This is a genomic window from Nocardia sp. NPDC060259 (assembly GCF_042728775.1).
Taxonomy (GTDB): domain Bacteria; phylum Actinomycetota; class Actinomycetes; order Mycobacteriales; family Mycobacteriaceae; genus Nocardia.
In genome coordinates, this window is the sequence record NZ_JBHXAY010000009.1 from 14911 (window position 1) to 34643 (window position 19733).

Genomic DNA, 19733 nt, shown 5'->3' on the forward strand with positions numbered 1-19733 from the left:
AATCGCTACCCGCACCCTGCGGATTCGCACCCTCGGTCGCCGGCGGTAGCCGGGCGTGTCCGCCTGCGACGCACTAGCATGCGGGGCACACCGCGACCGGCCGGTCCACGGGCCGGCGTCGACGACGAGGATGGGTGCGCAGGATGGCTGTTCGGATGATGGTTCGCGGGGTTGTCGTCGCGGCGGTGACGGTCGGCGCCGCCGTGCCGGTGGTGCTGCTCGGCGCGCCGAACGCGGTGGCCGACCCGTGCCCGAACGGGACCGCTCGGGTGTTTCTCGGGGACGAGACGAACTCGTGTCAGGGGGCCGGGTCGAAGACCTATGTGCTGGCCGGTGTGTCGAAGGTGTGCTCGATGACCAGTACCGATGTGACGATCGATATCGACAGCGAGAGCAAGAAGCTGCGGCGGCATGTGGAGATTCGGAACGGGCAGTGTGCGTCGTTCCAGCTGCGGGGGCAGACCGGGGCGACGGTGACCGTCACGCCGAACTGAGAATTGCGCCGAGTCGGGTGCGGGATCCGCTGTGCTACAGCGGATCCCGCCGACGACTACTCGCCCTCGGCCGACTCCGGCGCGGGTGACACTGCGGCGGGTCCCCCCTCGAGCAGCAACCGGAACCCGTCCTCGTCGAGGATCGGCACGCCGAGCTCCTCGGCCTTGGCCGCCTTCGAGCCGGGCGCTTCGCCGATCACCACGAACGCCGTCTTCTTCGAGACCGAGCCCGCCGCCTTGCCGCCGCGGATCAGGATCGCTTCCTTGGCGCCGTCGCGGGTGAAGGTTTGCAGGGATCCGGTGACGACGATGGACAGGCCGTCGAGGTTGCGTTCGATGGAGTCGTCGCGTTCGTCTTCCATCCGGACGCCTGCCGCGCGCCATTTGTCGACGATGGCGCGGTGCCAGTCGACGGTGAACCACTCCACGACCGCGGCGGCGATGGTGGGCCCGACGCCGTCGGTGGCGGCGAGTTCTTCGCCGGTGGCCGCTTCGATCCGGTCGAGGCTGGCGAATTCGGCGGCGAGGGCGCGGGCGGCGGTCGGGCCGACGTGCCGGATCGACAGGGCGACGAGCACCCGCCACAGCGGAGTGTCCTTGGCGGCGTCGAGGTTTTCCAGCAGGCGGGCGCCGTTGGCGGAGAGCGTGCCGTCCTGTTTGGTGAACAGCGGGACGCCGAGCAGGGCTTGCTCGTCGAGTGCGAAGAGATCGCCCTCGTCGGTGATGGCGCCCGAGGTGAGCAGGGCGTTGGCGGCTTCGTAGCCGAGGGCTTCGATGTCGAAGGCGCCGCGGCCCGCCAGGTGGAAGACGCGTTCACGCAGCTGGGCTGGGCAGTGCTGCTGGTTGGGGCAGCGGATGTCGGCGTCGCCCTCCTTGGCCGGGGCCAGTTCGGTGCCGCATTCGGGGCAGTGCGTCGGCATCACGAACTCGCGTTCGTCGCCGGTGCGGGCGTCGACGACGGGACCGAGTACCTCGGGGATGACGTCGCCCGCCTTGCGGATGGTGACGGTGTCACCGATCAGCACGCCCTTGCGCTTGACCTCGGAGCCGTTGTGCAGGGTGGCCATGGCGACGGTCGAGCCGGCGATGGAGACCGGAGACATCACCGCGAACGGGGTGACCCGGCCGGTGCGCCCGACATTCACCTCGATAGTGAGCAGCGTGGTGGTGGCCTCTTCGGGCGGGTATTTGTAGGCGATGGCCCAGCGCGGCGCACGGGAGGTGGAGCCGAGGCGGCGCTGCAACGCCATCTCGTCGATCTTGATCACCTGACCGTCGATCTCGTGCTCGATATCGTGGCGGTGCTCGCCCCAGTAGGCGACCCGCTCGATGACCGCCTCGATGCCCCTGACCAGGCGGGTGTGCTCGGAGACCGGCAGGCCCCAGGCGGCCAGGGCCTGGTAGGCCTCGTGCTGGGACTGCGGGCGGTAACCCTCGATGCGGCCGAAGCCGTGGCAGATCATCCGCAGCCTGCGCGCAGCGGTGATCGCCGGGTTCTTCTGGCGCAGCGAACCGGCCGCGGTATTGCGCGGATTCGCGTACGGCGGTTTGCCTTCGGCGACGATCTGGGCGTTGAGGGTCTCGAAGTCCTCGAGCCGGAAGTACACCTCGCCGCGCACTTCCAGGAGTTCCGGGATCGGGAAATCCTCGGTCGCGGTGAGCTCGGTGGGGATGTCTTCGATGGTGCGGGCGTTGAGGGTGACGTCCTCGCCGGTGCGGCCGTCGCCGCGGGTGGCGCCGCGCACCAGCTTGCCGTTCTCGTACACCAGGTTCAGCGCGACGCCGTCGATCTTGACCTCGCAGAGGTAGTGCAGGTCGGGCCCGGCCTCGGCTTCGACCCGGCTCGCCCAGGTGCGCAGTTCGTCGTAGTCGAACACGTTGTCCAGCGACAACATCCGTTCGAGATGGTCGACGGCGGTGAACTCGGTGGCGAACCCGCCACCGACGAGCTGGGTCGGCGAATCCGGCGTCCGCAGATCGGGGTGCGCCTCCTCGAGAGCCTGCAACCGCCGCAGCAAGGTGTCGAACTCACCGTCGGTGATGGTCGGCGCGTCGCGCACGTAGTAGCGGAACTGGTGCTCGCGCACCTCGTCCGCCAGCTGCTGCCACTGCACCCGCTGCTCGGGGGTCGCGCCCGGCTCGGCACTCACGGAAACCACGCTGTCGCTGTCACTCACCTGTCGAACAGTAGCCGAGCCCACCGACACATCCGGCGACCGTTCCCGCACGTCGCGGGCTCATTCCGGCGCGATAACCTCGAGCCTCGGGAAGTAGGTGCGGTACCGCGCGGCGTCGCGCGTCAACAATCGGTACCCGCTGACCGCAGCGTGCGCACCGATGTAAAAGTCCGGTAGCGGTGAGCGTTTGTCGCCACCGCGGCGCCGGTAGGCAAGAAATGCCTTAGCTGCCAGGAACCCCGCGTCCCACGGCAGCGGCTCGCGATCGAACGAGTCCGGCGGCAGGGCCGACTCCAATGATTCCTTGGTCGCGTAGCCGATCGAAACCTCCGCGTAGATCAGCGGATTGATCACCACGCGCCCCGCGTTGCGGGCTGTCGACAATGCAGAGGCAGACCACTGCTCCCATGTCGGATCGCCGTCGAGAACATCGATGAGCACGCAGGTGTCGACCAGGGTTGCGCGCCGCAGCGCGGTGACAGATTCAGTCACGCAACAGCGCCATGATCTCGTCGGTCGTCAAGCCACCGACATCAGGATTGTCGAATCGGTGGCGCCGCATCTGCCGTACGAGCCGCTCACCGGGACTGTCCGCCCCGCCACGCGCCACGATGCGCAACGTGCCACCGTCGTCGACAACGTCGAGTTCGTCGCCTTCACGGAGGTTGAACTTTGCCCGTAGCTCGGCCGGGATAGTGACCTGGCCGTTCGCGTTCATCCGCACATCGACCTCCATCTAATAGATTCCTTCCTATTAGATGGTAACTCGTCGCCCGCAGAGCGGGACCCCTCACTCGACGGTGATCGACTCCGGTTCCTCGGCGAAGGCACGGGCGACATCGCTGGTGAGCGAGAGCGCCTTGCGCGACCACGACAGCGGCGCGCCCGCCAGCCCGCAGGACGGGGTCACCAGGATCCGGTCCGCGAGGACGCTGCGCGGGAAGCCGAGGCGGTCGATCAGGCGGACACCGGGTTCGGCGACCTCGCGCCAGGTGATCGGCGTGGCCGGGGCCGCGGACGGGGTCAGGCCGAGCGCGACCTTCTTGCCGGAGTCGAGGATCTCGCCGAGCGCGTCGAGGTCGGCGGTGGTGATGGTCGAGGCGTCGAAGGAGATCCCGGTGGCGGCCGTGCGGCCCAGCGTGGTGAGGGCGGGGCGGGACGCGCAGGTGTGCAGCAGGACCGGTGCGGACTGGGCGTCGATCACCGTGTCGAGGATGTGCAACGCCTCGGGTTCGGGCAGCGCGCGAATGGTGTTCAGGATGCTCGGCCCTTTCAGGGAGCCGTCGAGCACCGTGGTGAGCCGGGGTTCGTCCAGCTGGATGACGACCTCCGCGCCGAGGCGGCGGCGAACCTCCGCGGCGTGCCGGGCCAGCCCTTCGGCGAGCGACTCCGAAAGATCGCGCACCGCACCGGAATCGGTGAGGATGCGGTGGCCGCCGGGGAGTTCGACCTCGGCGGCGAGGGTCAGCGGGCCCGCGGACTGGAGTTTCACCACGCGGCCCGCGCCTGCCAGACCCGCTGTCTCCCAGGCTTCTTCGATGGCGTCGAGATCGGCGTGCAGGAGATCCCTGGCCCGGCGCGACACCGCACCGGGGCGGGCGGCCAAGCGGTAACCACGCGTCGTGGAATCGAAACGCAGGTCGACGAGCAGGGCCGAGACCCGGCCGATCAGGTCGGCGCCGACACCCCGATCGGGCAGCTCGACCAGGTGCGGCAGGTCGGGCAGCTCGCCGATGATCGTCGCGGCGGCCTCGCGGGGATCGGTACCGGGCCAGGAGCCGATCCCGGTGGCGATGCCGGCGACGAGCGGGTCGACGGGTTCGGGTGCTGCGGCTTGGTGCGAGGCCTCGCTTCGCCAGAGTGTCACGCGCTCAACACCTTTCGTGTCGTCGAAACGGAGCCGCCACCCGGACGGTGCGGACGCTCCGATGGTCCTGCTGTCGACCGATCGGCGCGAGAGTGAACGAGGTACGCGGGTGAACCCTAGACCGCGTCCGCCGAGACGCCGGCACGATCGGTGCCGTTGATGGTGCCACTGCCGACCACGGTGTCCCCGCCCTCGGCATCAGGCAGATAGAGCACGATCGCCTGACCCTTGGCGACACCGGTGAGCGGTTCACGCAACCGGGCGACGAACCCGTCACCCGCGGGCTCGACGACGGCGGGCGCGGTGCCGCCGTGCGCACGCACCTGCACGACGCACTCCACCGGCTCGCTCGGGCGCACGCCGGAGGTCCAGATCGCGCGATCGGCCGTGACGACATCGACCTGGAGGTCCTCCACCGAACCGACGCTGACCGTCCCCGAATCGGGATCGATACCGGTCACATAGCGCGGCTTGCCGTCGGCGGCGGTGTGGGTCAGGCCAAGACCCTTGCGCTGGCCCACGGTGAATCCGTGCACACCCTCGTGCTCGCCGAGGACGGTGCCGTCGGAATCGACCAGCGCACCGGGACGGATGCCGATCTTGGCGCCGAGGAACGCGCGGGTGTCCCCGGAGGGGATGAAGCAGATGTCGTGGCTGTCGGGCTTGTTCGCCACGGCCAGACCACGCTCGGCGGCTTCCTCGCGGATCCGCGGCTTCGGGGTGTCACCGACCGGGAACATCGCGCGCGCGAGCTGCTCGGCGGTGAGCACCGCGAGCACATAGGACTGGTCCTTGTCGGCGTCGACCGCGCGGCGCAGCACGCCGTCGGAGAGCCGGGCGTAGTGGCCGGTCACGACGGCGTCGAAGCCGAGTGCCTGTGCGCGGTCGGCGAGGGCGGAGAACTTGATCTTCTCGTTGCAGCGCAGGCACGGGTTGGGCGTCTCGCCTGCGGCGTAGGCGGCGACGAAATCGTCGATCACGTCTTCCTTGAAGCGGTCGGCGAAGTCCCAGACGTAGAACGGGATACCGAGCACGTCGGCGGCGCGGCGCGCGTCACCGGCGTCCTCCTTGGAGCAGCACCCGCGTGAACCGGTGCGCAGCGTGCCCGGCGTCGCCGACAGCGCCAGGTGCACCCCGACCACCTCGTGGCCGGCGTCGACGGCCCGCGCCGCGGCCACCGCCGAATCGACGCCACCACTCATCGCGGCGAGTACTCGCATCAGGCACCTCCTCTAGCGCCGGCCATGCCCGCGGCTCTGGCCCGTTCGATGACCTGCGGAAGAACGGTCAACAATGTCTCGATATCGGCCCCGGTCGAGGTGTGCCCCAGCGAGAACCGCAGCGAACTGCGGGCCTGCCACGGCTGGACACCCATCGCGATCAGCACATGACTCGGGGAGGCCACGCCCGCATTGCAGGCCGACCCGGTGGAGCATTCGACACCGGCGGCGTCGAGCAGCATGAGCAGCGAGTCGCCCTCGCAGCCGGGGAAGGTGAAGTGGGCGTTGCCGGGCAGGCGCCGCTCGTCGACGGGCCCGTTGAGCACCGCGTCGGGCACCGCGGCCCGCACACCGTCGATCAGCTGCTCGCGCAGGACGCGCAGCTGCTCGGCGCGCGCGGGCAGGTCACCGACCGCTTCGCGCAGCGCGGCGGCCATGCCGACGGCCGCGGCCACATCGGAGGTGCCCGAGCGCAGGTCGCGTTCGTGTCCGCCGCCGTGCACCAGCGGCACACACGGCACCTGCCTGCCGAGCAGCAGCACGCCGATGCCGTGCGGACCGCCGGCCTTGTGCCCGGCGACGCTGAGCGCGGCCAGCCCGCTCGCGCCGAAATCGATGGGGAGCTGGGTCACCGCCTGGATCGCGTCGCTGTGCATCGGAACGTCGAACTCCTGTGCGACGGCGGCCAATTCGGTGACCGGCTGGACGGTGCCGACCTCGTTGTTGGCCCACATGACACTGACCAGCGCGACCTCGTCGGCCTGCTCGGCGAGCACCTCGCGCAGCGCGTGCGGCGAGACGACACCCTCGGCGTCGACGGGCAACCAGGTGACTCGCGCGCCCTCGTGCTTCTCCAGCCACTCGACCGCGTCGAGCACCGCGTGATGCTCGACCGCGCTGGTGACGATCCTGGTGCGCCGCGGATCGCCCGCCCTGCGGCCCCAGAAGATGCCCTTGACGGCCAGATTGTCGCTCTCGGTGCCACCGGAGGTGAAGATCACCTCGGACGGCCGCGCCCCCAGATCGGCCGCGATCGACTCGCGCGCCTCCTCCAGCGACCGCCGTGCGGCACGCCCGGATCCGTGCAGCGACGAGGCATTACCCACCGTGCTCAGCGCAGCCGTCATCGCCTCGACGGCGGCGGGCAACATCGGAGTGGTCGCCGCGTGGTCGAGGTAGACCGTCTTGGGCGCACCGTTGACCGGACCCGTATAAGCCGACTTCATGACGGACAAAGCCTATACCACCGCTGACCTGGGCATCTTCGGGGTCCACCCCTGCTCTCTACGCTGCTTCTACGATTTACCCAGGATCCTCAACACGGGTATCACCCATCTGTATTCCTGGACCGGCGGCGAGACGGCCGGTGAGACAGCCTTCTGACGGCGACCACGACGTCGATCGGCCAGCGAACCGCACCACCGGTGTGGTGCCGGATGAACGAGCGAACAACAAGCCGCATCGGTCGGGACACGCGCCCGCGTGACGCAGCGGAATCTGCGGTCGCATTCACTATTGTCCAAGGTCATGTTGCGAATCATCCGCAGAGTCAGTTACGTCGCCTCAGCGCTGGCCTTACTGTCGCAGCCGACCGCGCATGCCGATACCGTCAATCTGCCACCGCACGAGAAGACTTTCGAGTCGGATATGGGCAGTTTCACCGTCGGCACACACAATGAAGCCGTCTATCGAATCGCGCCGTTGAACGGCGCCCCCACCAGCCGTGAAGCGCTGGTCTCCACTGTCGCGTACGGACGGCTCGACGGGCAGGCCGAGGGCGTGCTCAGGACCGGATACACCGTCGGCTGCGCGGCCAGGCTCGATGTCGCGCTCCCCGGCATCGATCCCACCACGGAATTCGGGCTCGAGGGGCCGCAGCAGAACGCCGCGACGGAGCAGGTGCAGCGGCAGGCGACCGAGCAGTCGCAGTCGGACACCGTCGAGCAGTCGAGTACCGGCGAGTCGGTGCAGTCCCATACGGACCAGTCCGGGCAGGCACAGGAGACCGAACAGCGACAGTTTCAGGAGTTCAACGGCATCCTCCCCGCCATCGCGGTGGACCCGGGTCTGTTCCTGGAATTGGAACTGCAACCCGGCGACATCACCAACGTCGATATCGGGGAAGGCAAGCCGCTCATCCCGGGCAAGACCGTGCGGATCGTGACCCGCGACTTTCACATCAAAGTCGACAACTGCATCGGCCCGGCCACCATCCGCCAATACACCTACGTGCAAACCAGAACACCCGAAGTCGACGACAGCGGAGCGGTGTTCGGCGAGCCCACCACACTGTAGAGAGTCCCGCACGCAGTTCACCGTCACGGACCGAGTCGGCTCGCCCTCCGCGGCGTAATTGCCCGATGTCGCAACACGTCGAATACTCTGCCCGCGATTTGGAATTCGAATAGCCGCTGATGTGGGAGGGTGCGACTCATGCTGATCGAATACGGGGTGTGGGTTACGCGGTTGGCGCTCGCCGTGGTGTTCGGGTTGTCGGCCTGGGGGAAATTGGCCGATCGCGCCGGTACGCGGCAGGCGGTGGGCGAGTTCGAGGTGCCGGTGCGGTGGGTGCCCGCCGTGGCGTGGGGGCTGCCGATCGCCGAGGCGGTGCTGGCGGTCGGCGTCGTGCTGCCGTGGACTGCCGCCGCGGCAGCCGTCGGCGCGCTGCTCCTGCTGACGGTGTTCACGGTGGTCATGGCCGGCTTGTTGCGGCGCGGCAAGCGCCCCTCGTGCTCATGCTTCGGCGCGGCGAGTACGAGGCCGATCGGCGCGCGCAGCATCGTGCGCAACGGTGCGCTGATGGTGCTCGCGGCCGTGGTCCTGTGGGGCGCGTCGGCCCATCCCTCGGTGCCCGCGGGACTGGCCGCCGATGCCGCGACCGGGCTCGCGCTCGGCGCGCTGCTGTGCGGGGTCCTGGCGTGGCTGGCCGGCCAGGTCGGCGCGCTGCGGCGGCGCCTGGACGAGCAGGCGCTCTCGACGCTGGGCGCCGAGGGCTTGCCGGTCGGCTCGGTCGCGCCGGAGTTCGAGTTGCTCGACGTCACGGGCGCTCGCACGAATCTCGCGGATTTGCTGTCGATGGGCCGGGCGGTGCTGCTGGTGTTCGTGCATCCGGGCTGTGAGATGTGCGCCGCGCTGGCCCGCGAGCTGCCGCGGTGGCGAGCGCGCACGGCCATGACCATGGTCGTCGTCGGGAACGGCGACGCCGATGAGCAGGCCGTGTGGGGTATCGAACAGGGTCTGGGCGAGATCCCGTCGCTGGTCCAGCAGAGCAACGAGGCGGCGCTGCGCTACCGCGTCCGCGGCACACCGTCGGCTGTGCTGATCGACGCCGAGGGCCGAGTCGCCGCGCCCGTTGCGCGCGGCGCTATCGCGATCCGTGAATTGACTTTTGCCGGGAAGTCCATCCGAACCCAGCTTTCCTCTCGAAGCAATGGCGACCACGCCGCTATCTCCCGTCCGAACTGACCCCTCAGCCTGGTTACCGCCGCCGGAAACGGGCGTCCAGTCGAATTTTGATTGGCGCACAAAGAATTTCGTTTACAACAGCGCTCGCACGCCGATACGATATTGAGTGCTCTGATGCAGAACCGCACGCAAACCCCATCCACTACTTTTGGCAGGGAGATGTCATGGCGGACTTCGCATTCACCGATTACTCCGGCAAGGAATTCGTTATCCGGCTCACCAACGAGCAGCGCATCGCGGAAGCGCGTCGGATTCTGTCCGGCGATGAGCAGATGTCGGTCCATGTCATGGGCCGCATCAGGAAACAGGCCGTCGAGTACAACCCGGGTTGGAGCTTCCACCTCGACCCGGACACGATCACCTTCTTCACCGTGGCGATCGAGGTCTGCGACGCGGGTATCAACTACCTCGAAGACCACCTGGACGAGGCCTGCGGCGCTTTCCTGCCGGGCTGCTTCTGGTGTCCGTGGTCGTCCCGGCTCACCCGAGAGATCCGCTAGCGGCTACGCCGTCGGCGGCGGACCCCGGCCGAGCGCTTTCGGCCGGGGTCTGCCGGGTTCAGAGCTCGCGCGCCCGCAACTCGTTCCCGCGGCCGACGCCCGGTCAGCGGGTCGGCGACGGCGTGGATGACCGCACGCTGCCGAGGAAGTCCGCGATGGTCGCCCAGGTGGTGTCGCGGGCGGCGGGGCCCGCGATGATGCCGAGATGACTTCCCGGGACCTCGGTGAAGCGGACCTCGGACGTGCCGGTGAGGACCTGGACGCCCGCGGCGACGGACGCCGAGGAGGCAAGGGCGTCCTTGGTGCCGCCGATCAGCTGGGTCGGCGCCGTGAGTTCGGTGAGGTCGATCGCGCGGTCGGGGCGCAAATGCACTGTGCCCTTCAGCATTTCGTTGCGGATGATCAGCTGGCGATAGGCCTGACGGTAGAACCTGCCCGGGTAACCGGGCATGGTGTCCATGAATCGATCCACCGACTGCATGCGGGCCAGCGCTTCGGTGTCGGCGATATTGCGGGCGATGTACCAGGGCTTGGTGAGCTCACGGTCGATCGACTGGATGCGGAATCCGGCCCGCACCCCGTACTTCGGGACGCCACCGGCGACCCGTACCGGGAAGGTGACTTCGCGACCGCCGGTGAGCTGCCCGAACCTGCGGGCCAGCGAGATCTGGCCATTGCGGCGCTGATCGAACGGGGTCCCGACCGCGGTGACCGAGCCGATCGGCAGGTCCGGGTGGGCCGCGGCGGTGAGCACGCTCATGGTGCCGCCGAACGACCATCCGATCAGGTCGACAGCGCCCTCCGCGTCGGCGCCGACCGTGGCGATCGCCGTCGGCACGATGTCGTCGACCCATTCCTCGAAGCCGAGATCGCGGTCCGCGTAGGTGATCTCGCCGTAGTCGAGCACATAGACCTCGCGACCCAGGTCGAGCAGGAAGCGCACCAGGCTCTGGCTCGGCCGCATGTCGTAGCAGGAAATGGTCACCGCCAGCGGCGGGACGAGCAGCACCGGATCGCCCGTGGCGGGGGTGGCGCGGCGGTAGCGCAGGAGCCGGCGGTGCGGTTCGTCGTAGACGATGTCCGACGGCGTCGGCGTGTACGGCTCGACGCCGTCGCTGAAGAGTGCGACCGCGTTGCGCAGCGCAACCGACAAGGGGCCCATGTAAATCTCCGGATGAATCGCGACGACGAGGGAAAACTACCTGTAACCCCCTGTATCACCTTATCGGTTCCCGAAGAGCTTCCGCCGAGCAGGGCCGGTTTCCGCCGTGCCACAATGCGGCATGACCATCAAGTTCGATGCTCTCGACGCCGCGTTGCTGGCCGAACTGGCGCGCGACCCGCGGGCGCCGATTCTCGAGCTGGCGCAGCGGCTCGGCATCGCCCGCAACACGGTGCAGGCGCGAATGAAGCGGCTGGAGTCCTCGGGCGCGGTGCGCGGCTTTCCGCCCGATATCGATGTGCAGGCGATCGGCTTCGCCGTGCACGCGTTCCTCGGCATCGAACTCGATCAGAACAAGATGGATCCGATCATCGAGACGCTGCGCGGCTTCCCGCACGTCCTCGAAGTGCACGCCACCACCGGTCGCGCCGATCTGCTGGTCCGCGTCGCCGCGCAATCACAGCAGGATCTGCTGGAGATCATCCAGCGGGTGCATGCCATCGACGGCGTGAATCACACCGAGACGATGCTCGCGCTGGCCACTCCGATCAAGTATCGGAGCCTGCCGCTGGTCGACCATCTGACCAAGCACGCAAACCAGCCCTGATGTGACGCAGGTCTCCTTACCTCGAGCAGATTGACACATCCGCCTCAGTGGTCCAGATCACTTTTGAGCAGACTGATCAACTTTTTGACTGACTGTTGACACCGATTACCCCTCCACGGCACATTTCGCTGCACCGATAGCAAGTTCCTTCGTTGCGCAGCTCACGATCTGGGTTGTGGAAAGTGTGGTGAGGCGTCTATGACCACCGTCGTCTGTCCGACCGCCCGGCCGCAGGCCGAGCCTGCCGCGCCCTACGACCTCGCCGATCGCTATCGCTCCGGGGCAGGCCCGATTCTGCTCACCGGTGTCCAGGCCATCGCCAGGCTGCTGGTGGAACAGCATGTGCGCGATATCCGCGCCGGGCGCCGGGTCGCGACATTCGTCTCCGGGTATCAGGGCAGCCCGCTGGGCGGGGTGGACAAGATGCTGCTCGGCATGCCGGACGTGCTCGCCGAACACGACATCACCTTCGTCCCCGGGTTCAACGAGGAACTGGCCGCCACCTCGGTGTGGGGCAGCCAGGCCGACCTGCCCGCCGGGCGGGCGACCCACGACGGCGTGGTCGGCGTCTGGTACGGCAAAGGCCCGGGTGTCGACCGCGCGAGCGACGCCATTCGCCACGCCAACATGTACGGCGTGAACCCGCGCGGCGGCGTCCTGCTACTTGTCGGCGACGATCCGGCGTCGAAGTCGTCGACGGTGCCCGCCGTCAGCGAGCGTTCGCTGGCCGCCATGGGCGTTCCGGTGCTGTTCCCGCGCAACGCCGAGGAGATCATCACCCTCGGGATGCAGGGCATCGCGATGTCGCGGGCCTCGGGCTGCGTGGTGGCGCTGAAGATCGTCGCCGATGTCGCCGACGGGGCGTGGACGGTCGACGCGGACGTGGCCGATCTCGCCGTCACGGTGCCCGAAGTGCAGTGGGAGGGAAGGCCTTTCACCTACCGGCAGCGGCCGATGGCGGCGCCGACCGACAGCGTGCTCGCCGAGGCCGACCTCTACGGGCCGCGCTGGGCGACCGTGCAGGCCTTCTCGGCGGCCAACGCCCTCGACATCATCGAGGTGGATCCGGCCGAGGCCAAGGTGGGCATCGCGGCCACCGGGACCACCTTCGACGCGGTCCGCCAGGCACTGCTCGACCTCGGCGTCGACGAGGCGGCCATGCACCGGGCCGGAATCCGGCTGCTGCGCATCGGCATGCCCTATCCCGTCGGCACGGCCGCTGTCACCGAGTTCGCCCGCGGTCTCGACGAGCTGATCGTGGTGGAGGACAAGACCGCGTTCATCGAGACCCAGATCCGCGAGATCCTCTACGGCACCGCGGGCGCGCCACGCGTCCTCGGCAAGCACGACGCGCACGGCGGCCGGCTGATGCCGGTCGACGGCGAGCTCACCGCGGGACGGCTGCTGGCGCCGCTGCGCCGGGTACTGCGCGAGCGGGTCGAGCTGAAAAGGGCTGCCCCGCCGCCGCTTCCGCTCGAGGTGCTGTCCGCCAAGCGGACGCCGTACTTCTGCAGCGGCTGCCCGCACAACCGCTCCACCGCGCTGCCCGACGGCTCGATCGGCGGCGGCGGAATCGGGTGCCACACGCTGGTGACGATGTCGGGCCGTGCCGACAGCGCGGTCACCGGGCTGACCCAGATGGGCGGCGAGGGCAGCCAGTGGATCGGGCAGGCGCCGTTCACCGACGTGCCGCACCTGTTCCAGAACATCGGCGACGGCACGTTCTTCCATTCCGGCCAGCTGGCCGTGCAGGCCTGCGTCGCGGCCGGGGTGAACATCACCTACAAGCTGCTGTGGAACGAGGTCGTCGCGATGACCGGCGCCCAGGACGTGGAGGGCGGGCTCACCGTCGCGCAGCTGACCCACAAGCTTGCCGTCGAGGGCGTCCGCAAGATCATCATCTGCGCCGACGAACCCCAGCGCCACAACAAGCGGGCGCTGGCCAAGGGCACGCTGCTGTGGCATCGTGACCGGCTCGACGAGGCGCAGCGGCTGCTGCGCGAGGTCGAGGGCGTCACCGTACTGATCTACGACCAGCACTGCGCCGCCGACGCGCGCAGGCAGCGCAAGCGCGGCGCGCTGCCGGTCCGCACCACCCGGGTGGTGATCAACGAGGCCGTCTGCGAAGGTTGCGGCGACTGCGGCACCAAGTCGAACTGCCTGTCCGTGCAGCCGGTCGACACCGAATTCGGGCGCAAGACCCGCATCGATCAGACCTCGTGCAATACCGACTACAGCTGCCTGGACGGCGACTGCCCGTCGTTCGTCACGGTGGAAGTGGTCCCGGACAAGGACAAGCCCAAGAACGGGCGCCGCAAGGTCGTCGAGCCGCCCGTGGTCGCCGACCCCGGCGTCGGCGCACCGCAGCGGACCCAGAACGTGCTGATCGCGGGCATCGGCGGCACCGGCATCGTGACGGTGAATCAGGTGCTGGCCACGGCCGCACTGCGCGCCGGATACGAGGTCGAGAGCCTGGATCAGATCGGCCTGAGCCAGAAGGCCGGGCCAGTGGTTTCTCACCTGCGGTTCTCCACAACGGAATTGGAGCCGTCGAACCGGCTCACCCCGGGCAGCGCGGACTGCCTGCTCGCCGTCGATCTGCTCACCGCGACCGATCCCCGCTCTCTCCAGTACGGCGACGCGGCGAGCACCGTGGCGGTGGCCTCGACGAGCCAGACCCCGACCGGCGACATGGTCTACGACAAGTCGGTGACCTACCCCGCCACCGATACGCTGCTGGATCGGCTTGCGACGGTGACGAATTCGATCAGCCACTTCGACGCACTCGCGGCAGCGCAGACCTTGTTCGGCAACACCGCGGCGGCCAACTTCCTGATCGTCGGCGCCGCCGTCCAGTCCGGCGGCCTGCGACTGCCCGTAGCGGCGATCGAGGAGGCCATCGGCATCAACGGCGTCGCGGTGGACGCGACGATCGCGGCCTTCCGCTGGGGACGTGTCGCCGTCGCGGATCCGGCGGCGTTCGCCGCGGCTGTCGATGAGGGGCGGCCGCGGCGGACCACGCCGACGGTGCCCGCGGAAGTGCTGGCGCACACCAGCTTCGAGGGTGAGGTGCGCCGGCTCGTGGAACTGCGGGCGGCCGAGCTGGTCGGCTATCAGAACGCCACGGTGGCTCGGCGGTATGTCGAGACCGTCGAACTCGCCTGGACGGCGGAGCGGGCGCTCGGCGAGCGGACCGACTTCAGCGAGGCGGTGGCGCGGGGGCTGTACAAGTTCACCGCCTACAAGGACGAGTACGAAGTGGCGCGGCTGCTGGTCGATCCGGCGTTCCTGGCCGAGGTCCAGGCCCAGGTGCCGGGCGGCGAGAAGCTCACCTACAAGCTGCATCCCCCGGCCCTGCGCGCGCTCGGCCGTCGCAAGAAGATCGGGCTCGCACCGACATCTCATGTGGCACTGAAGGTTCTCGCCAAGGGCAAGTTCCTGCGCGGCACCCGGCTCGATCCCTTCGGCTACGCCCACGTGCGCAAGGTCGAGCGGGAACTGCTGGCCCACTACACCGCCATGGTGGCTCGCCTGGCGAGCGACCTGGACCCGGAGAACTACGACACGGCCACCGCGGCCGCCGCACTTCCCGATGTCGTGCGCGGCTACGAGGACGTGAAGCTCGGCAATGTCGAGCTGTACCGCGCCGGACTGCGCGAGCTCGGCATCGAGTACTGACCGGCACGCAACACGCCGCGGCGCCACAGCATCCGCGAACCCGCGGCACCACAACACCGCCGCGTACCTGCGGCTCTTCAAAACCGCCGCGGACCCGCGGCACCACACACCGCCGCACCCAGGCACGACCCGTGGTGGGCGGCAACAGGAAAGGAATCCACAGTGACCGTTGTGCACACCGAGGCGGGAGTCTTCGGCCGATCGCACGAGTTGAGCGCCCGCGCCCATGAGCAGGTGGTGTTCTGTGAGGACGACAGGTCCGGGCTGAAGGCGATCATCGCGATCCACTCGACGGCGCTCGGCCCGGCCCTTGGCGGGACTCGCTTCTACCCGTACGCCGACGAATCCGCGGCGTTGCAGGACGTGCTGCGGCTGTCGTGGGGCATGACCTACAAGGCGGCGGCCGCGGGCGTCGACCTCGGTGGCGGCAAGGCGGTGATCATCGGTGACCCGGCGACCATGAAGAGCGAGGAACTGCTCGCCGCCTACGCGCGCTTCGTCGAGACGCTCGGCGGGCGCTACATCACCGCGGGCGATGTGGGCACCAACACCGACGATCTGGATGTGATCGGCAGGCACACCCGCTACGTCACCGGTCGCAGCGTCGCCGCAGGCGGCAGCGGTGACAGCGCCCGGCTGACCGCGCTCGGCGTGTTCCACGCCATGCGGGCCGGAGCCGAATCCGTGTGGGGCGCACCCACACTGGCCGGTCGCACGGTCGGTGTCGAGGGCGTCGGCAAGGTCGGCCGCGAGCTCACCGCCCTGCTGCTCGCCGACGGCGCCGAGGTCTGCGTGACGGATGTGAACGAGGCGGCGCTGCGGCGTATCGCCGCGGAACAGCCCGCGGTGCGGCTGCTGTCCACGGTGTCCACCGCGCCGGTCGACGTGTACGCCCCCTGCGCGATGGGCGCCACGCTCACCGCGTCGAGCGCCGCGACGATCGAGGCCAAGCTCATCTGCGGCGCCGCCAACAACCAGCTCGCCACGCCCGAGATCGAACAGGCGCTGACCGACCGCGGCATCACCTGGGTGCCCGATTTCGTCGCCAACGGCGGCGGACTCATCCAGGTGGCCGGCGAGCTGCGCGCCGCCGCCCCGGCCGAGGTGGAAGCCGAGGTCGCCGACATCTATCCGCGCTGCCGCGAGATCATCGCCGCTGCCAAGGCCGAGGGCATCGGCACCGGTGCTGCCGCCAACCGATTCGCCGAGCGCCGTCTCGACGCCATCCCCTGGTCGCTCTGAGCGCGCCCGAGTTTCGAAGAGGAGACCACAGTGGCGATCGCGAGCGGCTTGTTCCGCACCAAATCAGTCGAACAGTCGATCCGGGATACCGACGACCCGGATTCCAAGCTACGCAAGGATCTGACGGCGAAAGACCTCACGATCTTCGGTGTCGCGGTGGTGATCGGCGCGGGCATCTTCACCCTCACCGCACGCACCGCGGGCACGGTGGCGGGGCCCGCGGTCTCGCTCGCCTTCGTCTTCGCGGCGATCGCGTGCGGGCTGACGGCCCTGTGCTACGCGGAATTCGCCTCCACCGTTCCGGTGGCGGGCAGCGCGTACACCTTCGCCTACGCCACCTTCGGTGAGGTGATCGCCTGGATCATCGGCTGGGATCTGATCCTGGAATTCGCGCTCGCGGTGTCCGTGGTCGCCAAGGGCTGGTCGCAGTATCTGGGCAATGTGCTCGGGTCGTCGGCGCCGGTGGTCCACTTCGGGTCGGTGACCTTCGACTGGGGCGCGGTCGTGATCATCGCGGTGGTCGGTGTGCTGCTGGCGACCGGGACGAAGCTGTCGTCGCGGGTCTCCGCCATCGCCGTCGCGATCAAGCTGGGGGTGATCGCGCTGGTGCTGGTGGTCGGCGCGACCTACTTCAAGCCGTCGAACCTGACGCCCTACATTCCGCCCTCGGCGCCGTCGGAGAAGGCCGAGGGGCTGCGGCAGTCGCTGTTCGCCTTCCTCACCGGATCCGGTGGCACCAGCTACGGCTGGTACGGCCTGCTCGCCGCGGCCAGCCTGGTGTTCTTCGCTTTCATCGGCTTCGACGTGGTCGCCACCACCGCCGAGGAGACGCGCAATCCGCAGCGCGACATCCCGCGCGGCATCCTGGGATCGCTGGCCATCGTGACGGTGCTCTACATCGCGGTGTCGCTGATCCTCACCGGCATGGTGTCCTACACCGAACTCGCCGACGGCAACGCCACCCTCGCCACGGCCTTCGCCATCCACGGCGCGACCTGGGTGAAGAACATCATCGCCATCGGCGCCCTCGCCGGTCTGTCGACGGTGGTCATGGTGATGTTCCTCGGCCAGACGCGGGTGCTGTTCGCCATGGCCCGTGACGGTCTGCTGCCCCGCGGCCTCGCCCAGACCGGCAAGAAGGGCACGCCGGTCCGGTTGACCGTGATCGTCGGCGTGGTCTGCGCCCTGCTGGCCGGTTTCGTCGACTTCGGCACGCTCGAGGAAATGGTCAATATCGGCACCCTGGTCGCGTTCGTGATGGTGTCGGTCGGCGTGCTGGTGCTGCGCCGGACCCGCCCCGATCTGCCGCGCGGCTTCCGCGTCCCGTTCGTCCCGGTGGTCCCCATCCTCGGCGCGCTGGCCTGCCTGTGGCTGATGGTCAACCTCTCGATCGAGACCTGGCTGCGCTTCGTGATCTGGATGGCTCTCGGTGTCATCGTCTACTTCGCCTACAGCCGCAGGCACTCGGTCCTCGGTCGCGACCGACGGCAACCCACCGAGCCGGAGCTGACGCCGGTGCGATAGCCGAATCCGCTGGGCCGCCACCGCTTCACCCCCGAACCGGTGGCGGCCCGGTCGGCGTTCGTACCCCGGGTGGCCAGCGCTTTCGACAGCCTGTGGCACTGAGTGCCAGCCCGGGTGAAATAATCTCCGGGACAGCCAGGGCAATGCGATGTTGGGAGTTCTGCAGTGGAGTTGATCGGAGTGATCGGTGGCGGCACCATGGGTGCCGGCATCGCGGAGGTTTGTGCCAAGGCGGGTAGCTCGGTGCTCGTGCTCGAGACCAAGCAGGAGTTCGCCGACGCCGCGCAGCAGCGCATCGCGACCTCGATCAGCCGGGGCGTCGCCCGCGGCAAGATCACCCAGGAGGAGGCCGACGCGGCGATCGCGCGCGTGCGGGTCACCCTGGACATCGACGAGTTCGCCGACCGCGACCTGGTCATCGAGGCCGCGCCGGAGATCGAATCGCTGAAGTACGAGATCTTCGGCAAGCTCGACAAGATCGTGAAGCCCGAGGGCATCCTCGCCACCAACACCTCCTCGATCCCGGTGATCAAGGTGGCCGGTGCCACCGAGCGTCCCGAGCGGGTCGTCGGCGTGCACTTCTTCAACCCGGTGCCGGTGATGCCGCTGGTCGAGATCATCTCGACCCTGGTGACCGCGCCGGAGGCGGCCGCGGCCGTCACCGACTACGCCAAGAACACCCTGGGCAAGATGACCGTGCAGGCCGGTGACCGCTCCGGCTTCATCGTCAACGCGCTGCTCATCCCGTATCTGTGCTCGGCGATCCGGATGCTCGAGTCGGGCTACGCCACCGCCGAGGACATCGACGCGGCCATGAAGGGCGGCTGCGGCTACCCGATGGGCCCGCTGACCCTCCTCGACACCGTCGGCCTCGACATCGCCCTGGCCGCCTCGGAGTCGCTGTACGCCGAGTTCGCCGAGCCGCACCTCGCCCCGCCCGCCCTGCTGCGCCGGATGGTGGACGCGGGTCGCCTGGGCCGCAAGTCCGGTCGCGGGTTCTACGACTACGCGAGCTGATCGCCATGACCCGCAGGAGCACCGCTCCTGCGGGTCTGCCGAGACTCAGGGTGCGGGTGCCTGCGCCGCTTCGACGCCGCCGACGACAGCCCCGACGCCCGCGCCGACCGCGGCGAACGGCGCCACCACCATGCCTACGGCGAGGCTGGCGGCGATGATGGGCATGAAGATGAGCCCGGCGGGCGCGAAGGGGAGTGCGACCACGAGGCCGACGGCCACGCCGATGATCGCGGCGGCCGCGGCGATCGGACTGGCCACGATCGCACCGACCGCCGCACCCTGCGCGGCCCTGCCGAACACGTTGGCGGCTATCTGATCCGACCGGGCGGGTGCGAACCCCTGCCCGTCCAGCATCCGCGCCAGCGCGGTCTCCGCGCCGCCGAGTGTGTCGTTGAACTGGGCGACCTGCTCCGGCGGGATGAAGTCCGGTCTGGCGACCTGCACATTGCCGATCCGCAGCACATCGGTCGGCGCGGGAACGGGCACCGCGATCGGATCCGCCGTGCCGCCGGGTTCGCCCACCGGGACCGGCAGGCTCGCCAGGGGAATGGGATCGAGCCCGACATGACGCAGGTCCAGGACCAGGCCCTGCGCCGTGGCGACGGCATTCGAACCCGCTGGCTCAGCGCCTGGCGGAGTCTCAGCCAGTGCTGGGGCGCTCGCGGCGAACACCGCGGCGCCGAGAATGCCCGCGACGAACGTCGTGCGCAGTGACCATTGTGTGCTCATATGTCGAACCTTCCTATCAAATGCTGTGGAAGAGAGACTCCTTCGCATCTG

At 68.9% G+C, this 19733-nt stretch carries 17 protein-coding genes; 9 read left to right on the forward strand and 8 right to left on the reverse strand.

Features of this window, described 5'->3' with window-relative positions; translation table 11 throughout:
• Nucleotides 1-143: 143 nt before the first annotated feature.
• Nucleotides 144-494: a hypothetical protein gene (locus ACFWF2_RS06360; RefSeq protein WP_379305204.1), complete on the forward strand. Its 351-nt coding sequence runs from the start codon at nt 144-146 to the stop codon at nt 492-494.
• A gap of 56 nt (nt 495-550) precedes the next feature.
• Here the strand turns inward: ACFWF2_RS06360 and ligA are convergent, their stop codons facing one another.
• The 6 genes from ligA to ACFWF2_RS06390 all read right to left on the reverse strand — a co-directional run bounded on the left by ligA (nt 551) and on the right by ACFWF2_RS06390 (nt 6984).
• Entirely contained in the window at nt 551-2671 is a 2121-nt protein-coding gene (ligA, locus tag ACFWF2_RS06365; RefSeq protein WP_379305206.1) for an NAD-dependent DNA ligase LigA, read from the reverse strand.
• 60 nt (nt 2672-2731) lie between these two features.
• Complete coding sequence (locus tag ACFWF2_RS06370) at nt 2732-3163, reverse strand: type II toxin-antitoxin system VapC family toxin (RefSeq protein ID WP_379305208.1); 432 nt, start codon at nt 3161-3163, stop codon at nt 2732-2734.
• On the reverse strand, nt 3156-3407 hold the full coding sequence (locus tag ACFWF2_RS06375; protein ID WP_379305210.1) for an AbrB/MazE/SpoVT family DNA-binding domain-containing protein: 252 nt from the start codon (nt 3405-3407) through the stop codon (nt 3156-3158). Before ACFWF2_RS06375 ends, ACFWF2_RS06370 begins: the two co-directional genes overlap by 8 nt.
• Nucleotides 3408-3461: 54 nt before the next feature.
• Nucleotides 3462-4538: a methionine synthase gene (locus tag ACFWF2_RS06380; RefSeq protein ID WP_379305212.1), complete on the reverse strand. Its 1077-nt coding sequence runs from the start codon at nt 4536-4538 to the stop codon at nt 3462-3464.
• Nucleotides 4539-4654: 116 nt separating this feature from the next.
• The gene (gene mnmA / locus ACFWF2_RS06385; RefSeq protein ID WP_379305214.1) at nt 4655-5758 is read right to left on the reverse strand and encodes a tRNA 2-thiouridine(34) synthase MnmA; all 1104 of its coding nucleotides are present in this window, start codon (nt 5756-5758) and stop codon (nt 4655-4657) included.
• A complete protein-coding gene (locus ACFWF2_RS06390; RefSeq protein WP_379305216.1) occupies nt 5758-6984 on the reverse strand; it encodes a cysteine desulfurase family protein in 1227 nt (408 codons plus the stop codon). The genes mnmA and ACFWF2_RS06390 overlap by 1 nt, the downstream gene beginning before the upstream one ends.
• Before the next feature lie 301 nt (nt 6985-7285).
• On the opposite strand from ACFWF2_RS06390, the gene ACFWF2_RS06395 reads away from it, so the two are divergent.
• The 3 genes from ACFWF2_RS06395 (at nt 7286) to ACFWF2_RS06405 (ending at nt 9723) form a co-directional block, all read left to right on the forward strand.
• Nucleotides 7286-8053, forward strand: a complete 768-nt coding sequence (locus ACFWF2_RS06395; RefSeq protein WP_379305218.1) for an MspA family porin — start codon at nt 7286-7288, stop codon at nt 8051-8053.
• A 138-nt stretch (nt 8054-8191) separates the two neighbouring features.
• Complete coding sequence (locus ACFWF2_RS06400) at nt 8192-9223, forward strand: MauE/DoxX family redox-associated membrane protein (protein WP_379305220.1); 1032 nt, start codon at nt 8192-8194, stop codon at nt 9221-9223.
• Between the two features lie 164 nt (nt 9224-9387).
• On the forward strand, nt 9388-9723 hold the full coding sequence (locus tag ACFWF2_RS06405; RefSeq protein WP_379305222.1) for a calmodulin: 336 nt from the start codon (nt 9388-9390) through the stop codon (nt 9721-9723).
• A gap of 103 nt (nt 9724-9826) precedes the next feature.
• On the opposite strand, the gene ACFWF2_RS06410 is transcribed toward ACFWF2_RS06405, so the two are convergent.
• Nucleotides 9827-10885, reverse strand: a complete 1059-nt coding sequence (locus ACFWF2_RS06410; protein WP_379305224.1) for an alpha/beta hydrolase — start codon at nt 10883-10885, stop codon at nt 9827-9829.
• A gap of 121 nt (nt 10886-11006) precedes the next feature.
• On the opposite strand from ACFWF2_RS06410, the gene ACFWF2_RS06415 reads away from it, so the two are divergent.
• The 5 genes from ACFWF2_RS06415 to ACFWF2_RS06435 all read left to right on the forward strand — a co-directional run bounded on the left by ACFWF2_RS06415 (nt 11007) and on the right by ACFWF2_RS06435 (nt 18953).
• Nucleotides 11007-11492, forward strand: coding sequence for an Lrp/AsnC family transcriptional regulator (locus tag ACFWF2_RS06415; protein ID WP_379305226.1), 486 nt, complete (start codon nt 11007-11009; stop codon nt 11490-11492).
• 198 nt (nt 11493-11690) lie between these two features.
• Nucleotides 11691-15170, forward strand: a complete 3480-nt coding sequence (locus tag ACFWF2_RS06420; RefSeq protein ID WP_379305228.1) for an indolepyruvate ferredoxin oxidoreductase family protein — start codon at nt 11691-11693, stop codon at nt 15168-15170.
• Between the two features lie 162 nt (nt 15171-15332).
• Nucleotides 15333-16412 carry a Glu/Leu/Phe/Val dehydrogenase dimerization domain-containing protein gene (locus tag ACFWF2_RS06425; protein WP_379305230.1) on the forward strand — a complete coding sequence of 360 codons (1080 nt, stop codon included), beginning with the start codon at nt 15333-15335 and terminating at the stop codon, nt 16410-16412.
• A 30-nt stretch (nt 16413-16442) separates the two neighbouring features.
• Nucleotides 16443-17936 (forward strand): APC family permease, encoded by a 1494-nt coding sequence (locus tag ACFWF2_RS06430; RefSeq protein ID WP_379305232.1) that lies wholly within the window; start codon nt 16443-16445, stop codon nt 17934-17936.
• A 165-nt stretch (nt 17937-18101) separates the two neighbouring features.
• Nucleotides 18102-18953, forward strand: coding sequence for a 3-hydroxybutyryl-CoA dehydrogenase (locus ACFWF2_RS06435; RefSeq protein WP_379305234.1), 852 nt, complete (start codon nt 18102-18104; stop codon nt 18951-18953).
• A 45-nt stretch (nt 18954-18998) separates the two neighbouring features.
• Here ACFWF2_RS06435 and ACFWF2_RS06440 read toward each other — a convergent pair whose 3' ends face one another.
• Complete coding sequence (locus ACFWF2_RS06440; RefSeq protein ID WP_379305236.1) at nt 18999-19682, reverse strand: hypothetical protein; 684 nt, start codon at nt 19680-19682, stop codon at nt 18999-19001.
• Nucleotides 19683-19733: the final 51 nt, after the last annotated feature.